The sequence below is a fragment of the Collinsella sp. CLA-ER-H2 genome (genome assembly GCF_040092405.1).
Classification (GTDB): Bacteria; Actinomycetota; Coriobacteriia; order Coriobacteriales; family Coriobacteriaceae; genus Collinsella.
In genome coordinates this window covers 1-17,660 of sequence record NZ_JBBNLO010000012.1, presented here as the reverse complement: position 1 = coordinate 17,660, position 17,660 = coordinate 1, and the positions used below count along the sequence as shown (strand labels likewise).

Genomic DNA, 17,660 nt, shown 5'->3' with positions numbered 1-17,660 from the left:
TTAGCTACCCATAGCGCAAAGAAATAGCCCCGCGATCGGTGTGTCGGTCGCGGGGCGGCTTAGTTTCTAGTGGTTGTGTGGGCAGTTAGCGCAGCAGCCGCTGGTGGCGCTGGTGCTGGAGCCGCCGCTTCGCTGGTCGGTGTTGTAGAAGCCGCTGCCCTCAAATTTAATACCGCTGGCCGAGAACGTCTTGACGGCCGGAGCACCGCAGCTGGGGCACACGACCTCGGGAGTCTCGGACATAGGATGCTCAACCTCAAACACGTTGCCGCAGCTCGAGCACTTGTAATCGTAGCGCGCCATAATACTTCCTTTTCAGCACAAAGCGGGCAGATTACTCTGCCCGCAAAAATTCAAACGTCTGTAACTGTACCCTATATCGGGCGTTTTATCACGCTTCGCCCCAGAATCTATGCGTGTTGCGCAGGAGCTGTGCGGTTTTGCCCTCGGCGGCCGCAACGTCGGCCTCGTCAGCCTGCCAGGTCCAGTTGCCCGTGGCCACGCCCGGTACGTTCATGCGCGCGTCGTCGCCAAGCCCCAGGACATCCTGCAGCGGCATCATCACCAGGGGAGCGTCGCTTGCCAGCGCATCGCTCATCAGCTTGGCCGCCACCTCAACACCGCTTGGTTCATCGCCGCCCGCAAAGGAACGCGTGCTCCAACCGGCCAATGTCGACGTATCGTGCGTCGAGGTGTACAGGATCTTGCCCGGCGTGGGGTGCACGCCGTTGCAGACGTCGTAGTCGCTAAACTCCAGCACGTCCATGCCGGGAAAGCCGCAGGTCGAAGCCATGGCGCGAACGCCGGGCGTCAGGTAGCCCAGGTCCTCGGCAATAAAGTTGAGCGGCCCCAACTCGTCATAGGCGGTCTGGAAAAGGTCCTTGCCCGGGCCTGCCAGCCAACGCCCGTCGGCGCAGGACTTACCTGCGGGAATGCTAAAGTAGCTGTGGAAGCCCAAGAAGTGATCCAGGCGCACGCGGTCGTAGAGCGAGAACGCACGACGTAGGCGATCCATCCACCAGCGGTAGCCGTTCTGCTTCATGTGGTCCCAGCGGAACGTCGGGTTGCCCCACACCTGGCCCTCGGGCGCAAAGTTGTCGGGCGGCGCACCGGAGATCTCGATTGCCTTACCGGTATCGGACAGCCAGAAGTTCTCGGGCTCGCTCCACGCATCGGCCGAATCGTCCGAGACATACATCGGGATATCGCCGATGACCTCGATGCCCTTCTTGTGCGCGTAGTTCATGAGCTCGCACCAGGCTAGGTCAAAGCGGTACTGCATGTACGCCTGCAGCTCTGCCTCGTCGTGGAAACGCTTGTCGTCAATCAGGTGCTCGTTGTAGCGCGCGACATCCGCCGGCCAATCGTGGCGCGACTCGCCCTCAAAGTACTTCTTTACGGCCATGTAGACGCAGTATTTCTCGAGCCAATCGGCGTTGCGATGTTTAAACGCGGTGTAGAGCGGATCGGCATCTTCGCCGCCACGGGCCTTCCAAGTCTCAAAGTCGGCCGCCAGCTCCTCTTGGCTCTCGGGCAGCAGGTCAATATTGCCCGCAAAGGCCGAAGGCCCGGCGTAAGGGGAGCGGAAGAAGTCCGTTGGGTTGACAGGCAGGACCTGCCAGTAGCGCATGCCCATAGCGGACAGATGGTCGATAAAGCGACGCGTGGGTGCACCGATCGTGCCGGGCTTGCCGTCATCGGTCGGTACCGAGGTGATATGGCACACAACGCCCGCGCCGTGATCGAGCGGCTCCTGCAAGCGCTGCTCGGCATGATGATAGATGATCGACGAGCCCAGCGGATACAAATCGAGCGTGACCGTGCCGTTGTGGATCTCGCACTCGTGACCGCTGATCACGTCACTCGCGCATTCATCGAGCGCCGGAATCGTCACGCGGTGCGAATTGCGCAGACTACGGTTGATGATAACCGTCGCGGACTCGCCATCCTTGCCCGTGCGGTTGTATGCCAGCACCTCGTCGTTGAGCGCGAAGGCCTTGATCTCGCCGTCGATCATAAACGGCAGTGCGCGGCGTACGGCGGAGGCGTTTTTGACAATAGCCAGCGTGTCGAAGTCGTGCAGTTGGTCCTTGGTCGGCAGGGTGCGGCGGTTGCCCGGATCGGTTAGACCCTCCAGGCCGTATTCGTCGCCGTAGTAGATCGAAGGCACGCCGGGGAAGGTCATCTGCATGAGCGTGGCGAGCCAAAAACGGCTCTTGGCCAGGCCCATCGAGTTCTCGTCCAGGCGCCATTTGCTGCGCTCGCACTCGGGCAGCTGCGACTCGTCGGGGCCGCCGCCGAGCACCGAGATGATACGCGGGCGGTCGTGGCTCGACAGCAGGTTGAGCGCGCAGGACAATGCCTCGCTCGGGTAGTTCTCGCGCAGGGTCTCGATATCCTCAGCGGCCTCGTAGGCGTTCTTGTAGCCCATCAAAAAGCCGATGACCATGTCGCGGAAGGGGTAATCCATAGCCGAGTCAAGCTCGGATCCTTGCAGGTAACGACGCAAATGGCCATAGCTTATCTTGTTAGAGGCGTCTTCCCAGACCTCTCCGAGTAGCAGTGCGTCGGGCTTCTCGGCGATCACGGCCTTTTTGATCTCGGCCAGGAAATCGTCCGAAAGCTCGTCGGCCACATCCAAGCGCCAGCCATGGGCACCGGCGCGCAGCCATTTACGAATCACGCCGTCCTTGCCCAGAAGCTTCTCGCGCACCAATTCGGAGCTCTCATTGATGGCGGGCATATTGCCCACGCCCCACCAACAGTCGTATGAGCCGTCCTCGTGGAAATAGAACGCGTCGCGCCACGGCGAATCCTCGCTCTGCCACGCGCCCACGCCGGGGTAGTTGCCGTAGCGGTTGAAATAGATCGAGTCATCGCCCGTGTGGTTGAAGACGCCGTCCAGAATGATGGAGATGCCCAGCTTCTCGGCCGCCTGGCACAGTTCGGTAAAGTCCTGCTCGGTGCCCAGGATCGGGTCGATCTTGGTGTAGTCGGCCGTGTCGTAGCGGTGGTTGCTCGCGGCTTCAAAAATGGGGTTGAGGTAGATGGCCGTAAAGCCCAGCTCGGCGATGCGAGGCAGGTCTTCCTGGATGCCCTTGAGCGACCCGCCGTAGAAGTCCCAGGTTTTGATGGAGCCGTCTTCGGCGCGCTCGTACACGGGCGGCTCGTTCCAGTCCTCGACCATGCGGCGCTGGATTCCGTTGCGTGGTTTTTCGACCTCGGCCAGCGTGCGCTCGCGCCAGTTTTCATCTCGGGCGTAGCGATCGGGGAAGATCTGGTAGACCATGCCACGCTCGTACCACTCGGAACGCACTTCGCGGTGCTTATAGACGGTAATCTGGAAGGACGGAACCTCGGCGTAGTCGTAGGTTACGCCCTCGCCGCCGGTGCGACCCTGCGGTGCGCCCAAGCGGACCTCGGGCTGGCCCTCGATATTGCATATAAAGCTGTACCACACAAGACACGGTTCAGTGCATTTGAGCTCGCCGGTAAAAATGCCATCGCCTTCGTGCTCCATTGGGATCAGGGTCTCGCCGACTTCATCGACCCAGGTGCGCAGCGTAAGCGTTGCCTGGTTGGGATCGGCATCCTCCAAAATCACCGAGAGTGCAACGGAAGTTCCAGTGGTCACAGCGCCAAACGGAGTGCGAAACTGCGGTAGACGGCTGTTGTGTATCAATCTCATAGTACGGTCCAGTTCAATAGAATCATGGCCTGCGGGCCATGGGTTTTACGCCTAAGATGTAAGTATATCTGTAGTACACAGGGTGTATAAACAACATCCGTTTACCATCGGCGAACGGTTGTCCTAGAAAATCGTTTTACCACTACCTACAGAGAAGGGGCGCCCGGTTGGAGCGCCCCTTGCTTAGGGTTTGATGAGGTTTTGGATCGTCTGGATTAGCGGCGCTTGCGGGTGGCCGTTGCCTTGCGGACGGAAGTCTTCTTGGTCGGAGCCTTTTCCTCGGTCGCGGCGACGGGGGAGACCGGGGCCTTCTTGGCGGGCTCGACCTTAGGCTCGGCCTTTGCCGTAGCCTTCGGAGCGGCAGCCTTTGCCGTGGTCTTCTTGGCCGTCGTCTTGCGCTTGCGCGTGGTGGTCTTGGCGGTCGGCTTGGCCTCGACAGCTGCTTCGGCCTTGGGCTCGGCAGGCGTCTCCTCGAACTTGACGGCGGGCTTTGCGGCAGCCTTCGGAGCGACCTTGGTCGCAGTAGCCTTGGCGGCCGTCGACTTCGTTGCCGTGGTCTTCTTGGCAGCTGTTGCCTTCTTGGCAGTCGTGGTCGTCTTTTTGGCAGCGGTCTTTGCCGGAGCCTTGGCGGCCGGTTTGGCCTCAGCGACCTCGGCCTTTACCTCGGGAGCAGCCTCGGCCTCGGCGGTCTTCTTGACAGCGGCGGTCGTGCGCTTGCGCGTGGTCGTTGTCTTGGCAGCCGTTGTTTTAGTCGCGGCAGCTTTGGTCGTCGTAGCCTTCTTAGTGGTCGTCTTGCGGGTCGTGGTCTTCTTAGCTGTGGGCTTTGCAGCGGGCTTGACCTCGTCCTCTGCCTCAAGAGCAACCTCAGCCTTCACCTTAGGCTCGGCCTTTGCGGGCTCAGCCTCAACCGGCTTCTCTTTGGCCTTGGGCTCTTCAGCGGCCACCGGCTCAGCAACAGCTTCAGTCTCGTCGACAACAGCCGCAGGCCTCTCAATCTCCGGATGCATAAAGAAGTACAGGTCCAGATACTTGTCGGCCGAGCGCGTCCAGCTAAAGTCCTGGCTCATGGCCTGCGTGACCAGCTGGTTCCAGGCATCGCGGTTGTCCCAGAACAGGCGTGCCGCACGGAACACGGCGTCGCCCATCTCGTCGCCGTTAAAGTTACTAAACGAGAAGCCCGTGCCCTCGCCGGTAAACTCGTTGTACGGGATCACAGTGTCCTTCAGGCCACCGGTCTCGCGCACGATGGGCAGGGTGCCGTAGCGCATGGCGATGATCTGCGACAGGCCGCAGGGCTCAAACTTCGACGGCATCAGGAACATGTCGGCGGCAGCATACATGCGCTGCGACAGCGCCGGATCGAACTCGATGCGCGCGGCCATGGTGCCGGGGTACTTGTCCTGGAAGTAGCGCAGGCCGTCCTCGTAGTCGCGGTCGCCGGTGCCCAGCACCGCCACCTGCACGCCTCCGGCCAAAATGCGGTCGAGCGCGTACATGACCAGATCCAAGCCCTTCTGGCGCGTCAGGCGCGTGACCATCACCATAAGTGGACGGTCGTCGCGAACCTCGAGTCCCAGCTCTTCCTGCAGCTTGGCCTTGCACACTGCCTTACCGGAACGGTCATCAACCGTGTAGTTAGCGGCAATGCGCTTGTCGGTCGCCGGGTCAAAGCCTGCCACGTCAATGCCGTTCAAAATACCTTGCAGCGCATAGGAGCGCTCGCGCAGCACGCCGTCCAGGCCCTCGCCAAACTCGGGCGTCTGGATCTCGTTGGCATAGGTGGGGCTCACCGTGGTGATGGCATCGGCATAGCGCAGCGCGCCCAGCATGTAGTTGATGCTGCAGGCGTCGCAACGCAGCTGCGAGGCGGCCGCCGGAATATGCGCCACGCCCAGGATGTCCTCCATCACGGTGTCGCTAAACTGGCCCTGGAACGCCACGTTGTGGATCGAGAACACGGTCTTGACGCGGTCGTACAGCGGCAGGCCCTGGTAGAACTCGCGCAAGAACACGGGCGCCAGTGCGGTCTGCCAGTCGTTGCAGTGCAGGATGTCGCACTCAAAACCGGCCGGCAGGTGCTGCAGACTCTCGGTGATAGCCTTGGAGAAGAACGCGAAGCGCTCGCCGTCATCAAAGAAGCCGTACGGATAGTCGCGCGCAAAGTAGCGCTCGTTGTCGATGAACATATAGGTGACGCCGTCGTGCTCGAGCTTCTCGAGCCCGCAGTACTCGTTGCGCCAGCCCAGGCTCACGTAAAAGTCGGAGAAGTGCTCCATCTGGGACTTGTACTCGTCCTTGATGGTGGCGTACTTGGGCACCATCACGATGACCTCGGCGCCGGCGCGCACGAGCGCCGCAGGCAGCGAGCCCGCCACGTCGCCCAGGCCACCGGTCTTTACAAACGGTGCGCACTCGGCCGAGGCAAACACGATCTGCATCTTTTTGCTGGAATCTGCCATATTGTCTCCCATGTTGTTATTCGAGAATAGCCGCCAGGCGCGAACCGGGCGGCTATTCTACATGTTACGAGCGATGTTGCGGTGCCAACGTTAACGTACGATGGTGGTGTCGGAAGTTAACGGAGCCTTGCCCAGCACCAGGATGTTCTCGGGCGTGCCGCGAAGCTCGGTGTTGGTGGGGACCACGTTGTTCTTGTCCAGAATGGCGTTCTCGACGCGGGCGCCGCTCTTGATGATGCAGCTCTGGTTGATAATCGAGTTGGTCACCGAAGCGCCTTCCTCGACCACGACGCCGCGCGACAGGATCGAGTTGCGCACGGTGCCCTTGATGATGCAGCCGGCCGAGATGATCGAGTTGCAGGCGTGGCTGCCGGTCGCATAGCGCGAAGGCGGCACGTCGTGAGCCTTGGTCAGGATCGGGCGCTCGGGGTCAAAGAGCTGGTCGGCCACGGTCTGGTCGAGCAGGTCCATGCTGCGGCGATACAGCGACTTCTCGCTAAACACGCCCACGACCTCGCCCTTGTACTCGTAGCTGCACACGTCGATGTTGCCAAAGTCGCCCTGGAGTGCCTCGAGCAGGTCCAGATAGTCGGCGGCCTGGTAGTGGTCGATAATCTCGAGCAGCGTATCGCGGTTGACGATGCAGCAGTCCATAGAGGCGTTGTCGCCGTACACGACGCCGGCGCTCACGCCCGTCAGGCGGCCGTTCTCGTTAATCTCGAGCTTGGTCTCGTCATCGACGTTGCGCGTGGCCTTGCAGTACACCACGGTCATCTGGGCACCGGAGTTCTCGTGCGCCTCGATGATGGTGTTGAGGTCCATGTTAAAGATGATGTTGGTGCCCATCATCACGACATAGGGCTTCTCCGAGCGCTGGAACAGCGTCTTGTTGGAGATGATGTCGCGCAGCAAGAAGCGCATGCCGCCCTTGGTGGTGCCATACGCGTTGCCGGGCACCATGAACAGGCCGCCCTTCTTGCGGTCCAGGCCCCAGTCCTTGCCCGAGCCCACGTGGTCGATCAGCGAGCGGTAGTTGCCCGGCATGACGACGCCGACGGTCTTGATGCCGGCGTTCATCATGTTGGACAGCGGAAAGTCGATCAGGCGGTAGCGGCCCAAAAACGGAACGGATGCGATGGGGCGGTCCTTGAGCAGCACGCTGCCGTAGGTCGAAGAGTAGTTAGCGGTGATATAACCGATGGCCTTGCGATTGATCATCGGATCATTCCCCCTTCCCGATAACGACGTCATTTCCAACGACGGCCGTATCCTTGGTGGTATCGACAGAGCCGAGCTTCACGCCCTCTTCGACCGTGGAGTTCTCGCCCAAAATAGCGCGGCAGATGTGCGCGCCGCTCTTAACGTGCGCACCCGGCAGCAGCACGGAGTCCTCGACCACGGCGCGCTCCTCGATGATGACATCGGTCGAAAGGATCGAGTGGCGAGCGGTGCCGTAGATCTTGCAGCCATTGGAGACCAGGCAGTCGTCTAGGCGGCCGTCCGGGCCAATGTAGTGCGGCGGACGCGTGGTGATGTTGGACATGATGGGGAAGTTCTTGTCGAACAGATCGAACTCGGGGTTGTTACCCAGCAGGTCCATCGAGGTCTCATGGAAGCTGGCGATGGTGCCGACGTCCTTCCAGAAGCCGTGGAACTCGTAGCTGTACAGGCGCTTGTTCTCACCGAGCAGCTTGGGGATGATGTCCTTGCCAAAGTCGTGGCTCGAGCGCTGGTCCAGAGCGTCCTCCTCGAGCGCCTCGATCAGCACGTCGGCCGAGAAGATGTAAATGCCCATGGAAGCGAGGTTCGAATCGGGCTTCTCGGGCTTCTCGGTGAACTTGGTGATGCGGCCGTCCTCGGGGTCGGTGGTCAGGATGCCAAAGCGGCTGGCCTCCTCCCACGGCACGGGCATAACGCTCACCGTGAGGTCGGCGTTGTTCTCAATGTGCGTCTTGAGCATCTTGCGGTAGTCCATGCGATACAGGTGATCGCCCGAAAGAATCAGGACGTACTTGGGGTCGTTGGCCTTGATGTAGTCGAGGTTCTGCGTAATGGCGTCTGCCGTGCCCGCGTACCAGGCGCCGCCGGTCTGTGTCTCGTACGGCGGCAGGATCGATACGCCGCCGTCGCGGCTGTCCAGATCCCACGCCTCGCCGGATCCCACGTAGGCATGCAGCAGGTAGGGACGGTACTGCGTCAGAACGCCCACCGTGTCGATGCCCGAGTTGGAGCAGTTGGACAGCGAAAAGTCGATAATGCGGAACTTGCCACCAAAGCTAACCGCCGGCTTAGCGATCTTTTGGGTGAGTGCCCCCAATCGGCTGCCCTGTCCTCCTGCGAGGAGCATCGCGATGCATTCTTTCTTACTCATCGATTTCTCCTTCTGTCATCGATGTTCCTAACCCATTAGCGACGGGCGCGGCGCACTGTCACGCCCGTCGAGTAATGCCGTGCGGCAAAGGGAGTTCGCGCGCCTTTACGCGTGCCAGATCTCGTCGCGGTACTCGCGAATGGTGCGGTCGCTCGAGAACCAGCCCGAGGAGGCGGTGTTGAGCAGGGCCTTGCGGTTCCAGGTCTCCTGGTCGCCGTAGCTGTTCGTGAGCTTCTCCCAGGCGTCGACGTAGCTGCGGAAGTCTGCCATGACCAGATCGGGGTCGTTGTTGTTCATGAGCTCGTTGTAGATGCTCTCGAAGTTGCCCGAAAGACCCGCAAAGGTGTTGTCCTTGAGCTCGTCCATAACGCGGCCCAGACGCTCGCGGTCGCCGTTGAGGGTATCCCACGCAAAGTAGCTGTTGGATGCCCAGAGCTGCTCGACCTCGGGAGCGGTCAGGCCAAAGATGGCCTCGTTCTCGCGGCCGGCCAGGTCGGCGATCTCGATGTTGGCGCCGTCGAGGGTGCCCAGCGTAATGGCGCCGTTCATCATGAGCTTCATGTTGGACGTGCCCGAGGCCTCCTTGCCGGCCGTGGAGATCTGCTCCGAGATCTCGGCGGCGGGGTAGATGAGCTGGGCGTTGCTCACGCGGAAGTTGGGGATAAAGCAGACCTTCATGACCTCATTGACGCGGGCATCGTTGTTGATGACGTCGGCCACGGAGTTAATGAGGCGGATGGTCTCCTTGGCAAAGGTGTAGCTCGAGGCGGCCTTGCCGCTAAAGATGAAGGTCGTCGGCGTCACGTGGAAGTTAGGATCGGCGATGCGACGGTTGTAGATGTCCATCACCTTCATGATGTTCATGAGCTGGCGCTTATAGGCGTGGAAGCGCTTTACCTGGACATCGAAGACGGTGTTGGGGTCGATAACCAGACCGGTCTCGGCCTTGACGTAGGCGGCCAGACGCTCCTTGTTGGCGCGCTTGGAGGCACCCACGGCCTTCAGGAACTCGGTGTCGTCCTTAAACTCCTTGAGTTTCTCAAGCTCAAAGGCGTCTTTGAGCCAGCCATCGCCAATGGCCTCGGTCACGAGCCTGGCGTAGGTGGGGTTGGCCTCGGCAAAGAAGCGACGGTGCGAGATGCCGTTGGTCTTGTTGTTGAACTTCTCGGGCGTCAGGGCATAGAAGTCCTTGAGCACGATGTTCTTGATGATGTCGGAGTGGATCTTGGCCACGCCGTTGACGCTGTGGCTGCAGATCACAGACAGGTTGGCCATGCGAATCTCGCCGTCCCACAGGATGGCGGTCTGGCGCAGACGCTCCTGCCAGCCCTCCTGCGTGGTGTCGAAAGACTCGTGCCAACGACGACTGATCTCGTCGATGATCTGGTACACGCGGGGGAGGAGCTTGGAGAACGTGCCGATGGGCCACTTCTCCAGGGCCTCGGGCAGGATGGTGTGGTTGGTGTAGCTCACGACCTGCGTCACGATGTTCCAGGCGTCATCCCACTCGAGCTTCTTCTCGTCGATGAGGATGCGCATGAGCTCGGGGCCGCACATGGCGGGGTGAGTATCGTTGGTGTGGATGGCCACAAACTGCGGCAGCAGCTCCCAGTTCGCGCCGTGCTCCTTCTCAAAGGTGTCGAGCAGGCTGTAGATGCCGGCCGAAACAAACAGGTACTCCTGCTTCAGGCGCAGCAGACGACCGTGCTCGCCGGCGTCGTTGGGGTAGAGGATGGCGCTGATGGCCTCGGCCTCGGCGCGCTCGGCATCGGCCAGGGCATAGTCGCCGCGGTTGAAGGCCTCCAGGTCAAAGTGCTCCTCGACCGGCTCTGCGGCCCAGACGCGCAGCTTGTTGACGGTCTCGCCGGCATAGCCCACAACGGGGATGTCATATGGGACGGCCAGGATGTCCTGCGTGTCCACCGTGCGGTAGAACGTGCGGCCGTTCTCCTCAAAGCCCTCGACGCGGCCACCGAACTTGATGGTCACGGCCTTGTCCTGACGACGGACCTCCCAGGGATAGCCGTGGGTGAGCCACTCGTCGGTGGCCTCGACCTGGCTGCCGTTGACAATCTCCTGCTTAAACAGGCCGTAGCGGTAGCGCATGCCGTTGCCGTAGCCGGCAATGCCCTCGGCTGCCATGGAATCCAGGAAGCATGCGGCCAGACGGCCCAGGCCACCGTTGCCCAGAGCCGGATCGGGCTCCTGGTTCTCGATGACGGACAGGTCGAAGCCCATGTCTTCGAGCGCCTCGGCGACCATGTCGCGCACGCCAAAGTTGAGCAGGTAGTTGTCGAGCAGGCGGCCGATCAAAAACTCGATCGAGAAGTAGTACACGCGCTTCTTGCCCTCGGCGGTGACGCGGGCGTCGCTCTTGGTGGCAACGGTGCGCGCCTTCTCGGCCACGAGTTTGGCCAGGGCGTTAAAGCGGTCGAGGTCACTGGCGGCCTCGACGCTCTTGCCGCTGATGCTCATGACGGCATCGCGATAGAGCTCGGTAAACTCCTGCTTGTTGTCGAAGATCTTATTCATACGTTCCTTTCCGCCGGGGATGTTTCTCCCGGAACGGTTATGACTTACATCCTACGCCCCCGCGGGGCGGGTAATTACAGCTGTAACGGCTTTGTTACGCTTTCTTGGCAGACGGCTTAACAGAAGCAGACTTGGCCTTGGTAGCGGCCTTTTTGGCAGCCGGTTTCTTGGCTGCGGCCTTAGCAGCGGGCTTTGCGGCAGCCTTGGCCTTGGTCGTCGTAGCCTTGGCCTTAGCCGGAGCCTTCTTAGCAGCCGCAGGCTTGGGCTTCACCGAAGACATACGCTTTTTGGGCGCAGCCTTGGGCTCCTCGACCACGGGCGGCTTATAGCTGCTGGGACCGCGGCGCTTAAGCACCACGCCTGCCAGACCGGGCACCTTAATCTCAATGGAGTCCATCTGTCCATTCCAGGGATAGGGCTCGCTCGAACAGGTGTAGGGCTCCTCACCGGCGTATCCGCTGCCACCGAACTCGGGGCGGTCAGAATCAAAGATGACCTCCCAGTCACCCTCGCGCGGCACGCCCACGCGGAAGCTCTCGTAGCTCGCCGGATCAAAGTTGATCAGGATCACCAGGTCGTCATCGACGTCCTCGCCCTGGCGCACAAAGCTCACGATGGACTGCTTGGAGTTGTCCGCGTCGATCCAGGTAAAGCCGTCGTCGGTGTAGCCGCGCTCGTACAGGGCAGGCTCGGCGGTGTACAGGTGGTTGAGCGCCTTGATAAACGCCTGATGATGACGGTGGGTCTCGTACTCCTCGGTCAGGAACCACTGGATGGACTCGTAGTAGCGCCACTCAATAAACTGGCCGATCTCGTTGCCCATAAAGTTGAGCTTGGCACCGGGGTGCGTCATCTGGTAGAAAGCCAGCGTGCGCAGGCCGGCAAACTGGCGCCACCAGTCGCCCGGCATGCGGCCGATCAGCGAGCACTTACCGTGTACGACCTCGTCGTGGCTCAGCGGGCAGATGAAGTTCTCGGTAAAGGCGTACATGATGGAGAACGTGAGCAGCCCGTGGTTGCCGGGGCGCCACGGAAAATCGGTCTGCATGTAGTGCAGGGTGTCGTTCATCCAGCCCATGTCCCACTTGTAGTGGAAGCCCAGGCCGCCGTCCTGCGGCGGATAGGTCACGAGCGGCCACGCAGTGGATTCCTCGGCCATCATCATCACGTCGGGGAAGTGGGCCTCCACGGCGCAGTTGACCTGACGGATAAACGCACTGGCGTCCAGGTCCTCCTCAGTTCCGTACTTGTTGAACTTCTTTTGCCCCGGATCGTCAATGCCAAAGTTGAGATACAGCATGCTGGACACGCCGTCCATGCGAATGCCGTCAACGTGGAAGTTCTCGAGCCAATACAGCACATTGGAGACCAGGAAGGAGCGGACCTCGCCACGGGCGAAGTCGAACTTGTGCGTGCCCCAGTTGGGGTGAATCTCGTGCTCAAACAGCATGTGGCCGTTAAAAGTGGCAAGGCCGTGGGAGTCGGCGCAAAACCCGCCGGGCACCCAGTCCATGATCACGCCAATGCCTGCCTCGTGGCACGCATCGATAAAGTGCATGAGCTGCTGCGGGCTGCCGTAGCGCGACGTGGCGGCGTAGTAGCCGGTCGTCTGGTAGCCCCAGGAGCCATCGAAGGGATGCTCCATGAGCGGCATGACCTCGATATGCGTGTAACCCATGTCGCGCACGTAGTCCACGAGCTCCACCGACAGGTCGTCGTAGGTGTAGAACTCGCCGCGCTGCGCGGGGAAGGGGTCCATGGGACCGGGGTAGTTGCCGAACTCGTCCGGCTCGCCCTGCGGCGCGTCGCCGTGGCGCTTCCACGAGCCAATATGCACCTCGTAGATGTTGAGCGGCTGCGACATGTGGTTGTGACCGGCGCGGCGCTTGAGCCACGCGGCGTCGTTCCACTTATAGCCGTCGAGGGTCCACAGCACGCTGGCGGTACCCGGAGGGCACTCGGCCTTAAAGGCATACGGATCGGCCTTATAGAGCTTTTCTCCCTCGTTTGTCTCGATGAGATACTTATAGAGCTGGCCCTGCTCGGCGCCAGGAATAAAGCCTTCCCAAATAGCGCTCGTATGCACGGGCACCAGCGGGTTGGCTTCCTCATTCCAATCGTTAAATTCGCCAATGACATGGACGCTCTTTACGTCGGGCGCCCAAACGCAAAAGCGCCAGCCGCGCGTGCGGTTCTGCGTGTCGGGGTGCGCGCCCATCTTTTCCCAGCTGCGCTCCCACATGCCAATGCCAAACAGATAGACATCGTCCTTAGAGAGTTCCGGCGCGTGCGGGGCGGCTTTACGGGTAGCGGGCTTTTTGGTTGCTGGCTTTAGCTTTGTATCGCTCACGTTTGATCCCATCATGACGCGGCAGCGTGTTGCCTTGGTGACTAGATGCGAAAGGTCCAAGGCTGCACGAATCGAAGGGACGGCGATAGTTCTATGATTCGTTCCACCTCGCGTGCTCGGTGGAACTTTCGGCAGAAACTACGATAACACCTGTACGTTACTTTTATGAAGGAAAGTGGTTTTAGGGCGGCGTTTAATCGGTAAGCGCCATGTTTAGACCACTGGCAGAATTGCCGTGGTAAAACTCTTGACAGTTTTACCAATTAGGGTTTCAAGATTGTTAGTCTGACGTTTGGTAAAACGTTTTTAGCAGGATGTTTACCATTTGACATTGAAAGGTTCGTTTATGTTCCAGACCGCCGCCTCCAACGTTGCTTTTATTTTCGATTGCGACGGCACACTGGTTAATAGCACCCCCGTTTGGGCTTATGCCCAGCCCGAGTTATTGCACCGCCACGGAGTTGACGTGACGGTCGATGATTTTGCCCAGTTTGAGCATCTTTCGCTGGAGGACGAGTGCCAGGCCTACCACGATACGTGGGGTATTGGTGCGAATGGTGAGGAGCTGTATCGCGAGCTGGGCGACATCCTGATCGATGGCTACTCCAAGGTGCCGCCGCGCGAGGGACTCCTTGCATTTTTGGAGCAGGCGAAAACGGCGGGCGTTGCCATGTGCGTGGCTACGTCCACGCCGGCCGAGCTGGTGCAGTCCGCGCTCGCTGGTGCCGGGCTTGACGCGTACATGGAGTTTGTTACCACGACGGGTGAGGCAGGACGCTCCAAGCAGTTCCCCGATGCGTACGAGCTGGCGCTGCGCCGCCTGGAGGAGCGCCACGGGTGCAAGTTTGAGCGCGCTTGGGTGTTTGAGGACGCGGTCTTTGGCCTTAAGAGCTCTGGAGTCGCCGGCTTTAAGCGTGTAGGTATTTATGACCCACACGGCCGCATGAAGCGCGACGACGTGCACGCCAACTGCGATATCTTTATCGACAGCTACGAGGAGCTTGATCTGGCTCGCGTGCTTGCATTTGAGGGATAGGCGAGGGCTGTGACTTGCAAGGTATTAGTGGTCTGCGGCTCGCCCGTGGTTGCAAGCGCGGATCTGTTGCGTAGGCTAGCGGGGGAGTGCGACCACGTTGTCGCCGTGGATCGCGGGCTCGACGCGCTGCTGGGCGCCGGCCTGGGCTGCGACGTGTATGTGGGGGATGCCGATACGGTGAGCGACGCAGGCCGTGCGTTGGTCGATGCCGCCGAAGCCTTTGAGGTAGAGCGCCACGACCCGTACAAGGACTATACCGATCTGGCGTTGGCGCTCGATTCCGTCCGACGTCGCTGGCCAGGTGCCGAAGTGATAGCAACCTGCGCCACCGGCGGCCGTCCGGATATGGCGCTTTCCGTACTGGGGCTGCTCGCTGGCTATGAGGATGCCCCGGTCTGGATTGCTGAAGACGAGACCACGGCCCGCATCCTTCGCGCCGGCGAATCATGGACCATCGAAGGTGCCGAGGACAAGACGTTCTCCATCATCGCCATAGCCCCTGGGACGGTTGTAAGCGAGCACGGCCTAGAGTGGGAACTAGATCACAGCCCCCTGGGCTTGTTGGCCGACACGGGCATTAGCAACGTCGTAAAAGGAACAGCTAAAATAGACGTTCACCAAGGAACCGCGATAGCGTTTTTGCTGCGTGAGGGTTTTATCGGGACGGTGGGTTAATTGACTAATTTTGCCGAAGTCAAAATTAGTCAATTCAGCCCCGTCCCAGGAAAACCCGTAAGTAAGATAATCAACTCAAAAAAGTTCTTGCACGTCGCGCCAACTTCCCCTATAGTATCTCCTCGTCACGGGGGCGTAGCTCAGCTGGGAGAGCGCTTGACTGGCAGTCAAGAGGTCAGGGGTTCGATCCCCCTCGTCTCCACCATAGTGAATGTAAAGGCCTTCGGAATTCCGAAGGCCTTTTTTATGCCAAAATACCTCGCGCCACAAACCCATACCCACATCAACAAATAGTTGCACAATTTATTTCCCATGTCTGTACATAGTTTGTTATCCAAACGCAATTACCAGTGCAGCTCGCTGCTTCAGTTGGGCTTCAGGAATGCTCCCAATTATTGCCAGCACCACAAATAACCTGCGCCAACGTGAACAACATCCCAAAACAACCCCCTTAAGCACGTCAAATGAACGAAATGTTGTCCAACGCAGCCCAAATCAGTTTCGCTACCAGCTTGTGCTAGGATACCTAACGTTACATGAGTTCAACTGTGTTCACGGCTCCAGCAAGTCACAAAGCGCAGGGTCGATCAGCATCCGGCCGTAACGGCGGTGTTAGAAAAACCACGAGCTCCAATATCGATTGCCATGCACGTTTTGCACTTGCTTTTGCGGCTATTTATAAGTTCGCATTAGAAGGTATAATTTGTTATGGCAAACCACAGCAGTCCTACAGCTGTTTGCGTGCGGTCCAGTTTTGTACCCGCTTGGCTGGCTCGCACGCAGCCAGCTGGGGACGCGGTTATTTTGCGATACACGTCCGCGTCTCTAGCAACTGCACTTATACATACCGTTCACGGTGGGGCAGAGCCACGTGCTTGTCTAACTGGGCTCAGGGTTTGAATATGGAGCGCCTTCGCGCACAAGCGCCCTGGCGAAGCCATACCCAAACCCCGTGAGCCACACGTAAGACAGCAAGGGGGTGGTGCTCGTGTGGTATGTGATCCAGGTCATTAACGGTCGCGAAGACGTATTGCGCGAGCGCATTGAGCGTATGGTGCCGGCTGGTGCCATGCAGGAGCTCTTTTATCCCCAATTTCAAACCGAGATCAAAGTACACGGCGAATGGGTCAATACGACCAAGCCGCTCTTTCCCGGTTATCTTATCTGCGATACGGCAGATCCCCGCACCGTGCAACAGTATCTGCTGCGCATGGACGACTTTGCCCGGGTGCTTTCCCAAGACGGTCAGTTTGTGCCGCTGGCAAAAGAAGAGGTCCAGCTTATTGGCAGCTTTACGCATAGGGGAGACCGCGTAGTGCCCATGAGCGAAGCCCTTAAAGACGGAGACCAGGTCGTAGTTACGGCAGGCCCGCTGCTGGGTCACGAAGGCCTTATCAAAACCATTAACAGACGCAAAAGCACTGCTTATCTGGAGCTCGATCTGTGCGGCCGGCGCGTAACCACCCGCGTTGGCCTTGCCGTTCTTTCAAACGAGCAGCGCGTCATGCGCAACCTTAAAAAGGCGATCGCCTAGCTGCAGATGGTCGCCACACAGAATAGGAAGGATCCCCGACCCGGGGACGAAGTGTTGGAAGAGGACATGTCGGATAAAACTGAATATATAACTGATGTTCCTTGTGATACGTCAATGATCGGTCAAGTCATTGATCGGCAGAATGGCTCTCATGCTCCTGTGGCGACGGAATTTCCGCCTCCCGTCGAGAACCCTGCTCCGGCGCAAGGTTTCGTAGCGACAGGAAGCTATAAGGCACCCGCTGCCGATCCCAATGCTGCTGCTCCCAAGAAAGGTGGGCCAGGCTACTTTGCCTTCAAGCGAGCCTTTGACATCGTGTTCTCTGCTGGCGTCTGTGTGGTATTGGCTATCCCCGTCATAGCCGCATGCATCGCCATAGAGATTGACTCTCCCGGCAAGCCGTTTTTTCGCCAAAAGCGAGTCGGTAAGGGCGGCAAGCCTATCTATATCTTCAAACTCCGAACCATGGTCTCTGACGCTCACGAGCACCCTGAGAAGTACATGACTCCCGAGCAGTTGGCGCAATGGCAGCGCGAACAAAAGGTTGACGATGACCCACGCATTACGCGCGTTGGTCGTTTTCTACGTCACACCTCACTCGACGAATTGCCGCAGTTCATCAACGTTCTTATAGGGGATTTATCCGTTATTGGACCAAGGCCTGTGACGCTCGAAGAAACCTACGAGTACGGTGACGCTCGCGACGAAGTTCTTGCTTGTAAGCCGGGCATTACTGGCTGGTGGGCCGCAACGGATCGTAATGATTCGACTTGGGGGAGTGGTCAGCGACAGGCCCGTGAACTCTTCTACGTTCGTCATCAGTCGCTTGGACTTGACGCCCGCGTGTTCGTCAAAACGTTCAAGGCGATGAGGAGGGGAAAATAATAAGGCTCTGTTAGACCAAAATTGACATATAGCATTTTTCCGATTTGGGACGATAATGCCCGGGGGCAATTTGAATTTGCTCCCGGGCATTAGTCTATTTTGGAGGTTTGAATGCGGTCAAAACTGATAA

At 59.5% G+C, this 17,660-nt stretch carries 11 protein-coding genes and 1 tRNA gene; 5 read left to right on the top strand and 7 right to left on the bottom strand.

Going from position 1 to position 17,660, the window contains the following annotated elements:
- Positions 1-66: 66 nt before the first annotated feature.
- The 7 genes from AAAX59_RS04855 to glgB form a co-directional block, all read right to left on the bottom strand.
- The gene (locus tag AAAX59_RS04855; RefSeq protein WP_349070918.1) at positions 67-303 is read right to left on the bottom strand and encodes an FmdB family zinc ribbon protein; all 237 of its coding nucleotides are present in this window, start codon (positions 301-303) and stop codon (positions 67-69) included.
- 88 nt (positions 304-391) lie between these two features.
- A complete protein-coding gene (locus AAAX59_RS04850) occupies positions 392-3,688 on the bottom strand; it encodes a 4-alpha-glucanotransferase (RefSeq protein WP_349070916.1) in 3,297 nt (1,098 codons plus the stop codon).
- Between the two features lie 215 nt (positions 3,689-3,903).
- Positions 3,904-6,147 carry a glycogen synthase GlgA gene (gene glgA, locus AAAX59_RS04845; RefSeq protein ID WP_349070913.1) on the bottom strand — a complete coding sequence of 748 codons (2,244 nt, stop codon included), beginning with the start codon at positions 6,145-6,147 and terminating at the stop codon, positions 3,904-3,906.
- Positions 6,148-6,237: 90 nt separating this feature from the next.
- Positions 6,238-7,365 carry a glucose-1-phosphate adenylyltransferase subunit GlgD gene (gene glgD, locus AAAX59_RS04840; RefSeq protein ID WP_349070910.1) on the bottom strand — a complete coding sequence of 376 codons (1,128 nt, stop codon included), beginning with the start codon at positions 7,363-7,365 and terminating at the stop codon, positions 6,238-6,240.
- A gap of 4 nt (positions 7,366-7,369) precedes the next feature.
- Positions 7,370-8,518: a glucose-1-phosphate adenylyltransferase gene (locus tag AAAX59_RS04835; protein WP_035138263.1), complete on the bottom strand. Its 1,149-nt coding sequence runs from the start codon at positions 8,516-8,518 to the stop codon at positions 7,370-7,372.
- Positions 8,519-8,623: 105 nt separating this feature from the next.
- Positions 8,624-11,050 (bottom strand): glycogen/starch/alpha-glucan phosphorylase, encoded by a 2,427-nt coding sequence (locus tag AAAX59_RS04830; RefSeq protein WP_349070907.1) that lies wholly within the window; start codon positions 11,048-11,050, stop codon positions 8,624-8,626.
- 94 nt (positions 11,051-11,144) lie between these two features.
- The gene (gene glgB / locus AAAX59_RS04825; RefSeq protein ID WP_349070962.1) at positions 11,145-13,415 is read right to left on the bottom strand and encodes a 1,4-alpha-glucan branching protein GlgB; all 2,271 of its coding nucleotides are present in this window, start codon (positions 13,413-13,415) and stop codon (positions 11,145-11,147) included.
- Positions 13,416-13,746: 331 nt separating this feature from the next.
- Here glgB and AAAX59_RS04820 point away from each other — a divergent pair, with 331 nt between their 5' ends.
- From AAAX59_RS04820 to AAAX59_RS04800, 5 genes are all read left to right on the top strand, one after another.
- On the top strand, positions 13,747-14,436 hold the full coding sequence (locus AAAX59_RS04820) for an HAD family phosphatase (RefSeq protein WP_349070904.1): 690 nt from the start codon (positions 13,747-13,749) through the stop codon (positions 14,434-14,436).
- A gap of 9 nt (positions 14,437-14,445) precedes the next feature.
- Positions 14,446-15,111: a thiamine diphosphokinase gene (locus AAAX59_RS04815; RefSeq protein ID WP_349070903.1), complete on the top strand. Its 666-nt coding sequence runs from the start codon at positions 14,446-14,448 to the stop codon at positions 15,109-15,111.
- Between the two features lie 129 nt (positions 15,112-15,240).
- Positions 15,241-15,316: transfer RNA gene (locus AAAX59_RS04810), tRNA-Ala, on the top strand.
- Positions 15,317-16,099: 783 nt separating this feature from the next.
- Entirely contained in the window at positions 16,100-16,645 is a 546-nt protein-coding gene (loaP, locus tag AAAX59_RS04805; protein ID WP_349070901.1) for an antiterminator LoaP, read from the top strand.
- 66 nt (positions 16,646-16,711) lie between these two features.
- A complete protein-coding gene (locus AAAX59_RS04800; RefSeq protein WP_349070898.1) occupies positions 16,712-17,530 on the top strand; it encodes a sugar transferase in 819 nt (272 codons plus the stop codon).
- Positions 17,531-17,660 lie beyond the last annotated feature (130 nt).

Bases quoted from the DNA above. Each gene is read 5' to 3' on its own strand.
- AAAX59_RS04855 (WP_349070918.1), bottom strand. From the start codon at position 303: ATGGCGCGCTACGATTACAAGTGCTCGAGCTGCGGCAACGTGTTTGAG.
- AAAX59_RS04850 (WP_349070916.1), bottom strand. From the start codon at position 3,688: ATGAGATTGATACACAACAGCCGTCTACCGCAGTTTCGCACTCCGTTT.
- glgA (WP_349070913.1), bottom strand. From the start codon at position 6,147: ATGGCAGATTCCAGCAAAAAGATGCAGATCGTGTTTGCCTCGGCCGAG.
- glgD (WP_349070910.1), bottom strand. From the start codon at position 7,365: ATGATCAATCGCAAGGCCATCGGTTATATCACCGCTAACTACTCTTCG.
- AAAX59_RS04835 (WP_035138263.1), bottom strand. From the start codon at position 8,518: ATGAGTAAGAAAGAATGCATCGCGATGCTCCTCGCAGGAGGACAGGGC.
- AAAX59_RS04830 (WP_349070907.1), bottom strand. From the start codon at position 11,050: ATGAATAAGATCTTCGACAACAAGCAGGAGTTTACCGAGCTCTATCGC.
- glgB (WP_349070962.1), bottom strand. From the start codon at position 13,415: ATGATGGGATCAAACGTGAGCGATACAAAGCTAAAGCCAGCAACCAAA.
- AAAX59_RS04820 (WP_349070904.1), top strand. From the start codon at position 13,747: ATGTTCCAGACCGCCGCCTCCAACGTTGCTTTTATTTTCGATTGCGAC.
- AAAX59_RS04800 (WP_349070898.1), top strand. From the start codon at position 16,712: ATGTCGGATAAAACTGAATATATAACTGATGTTCCTTGTGATACGTCA.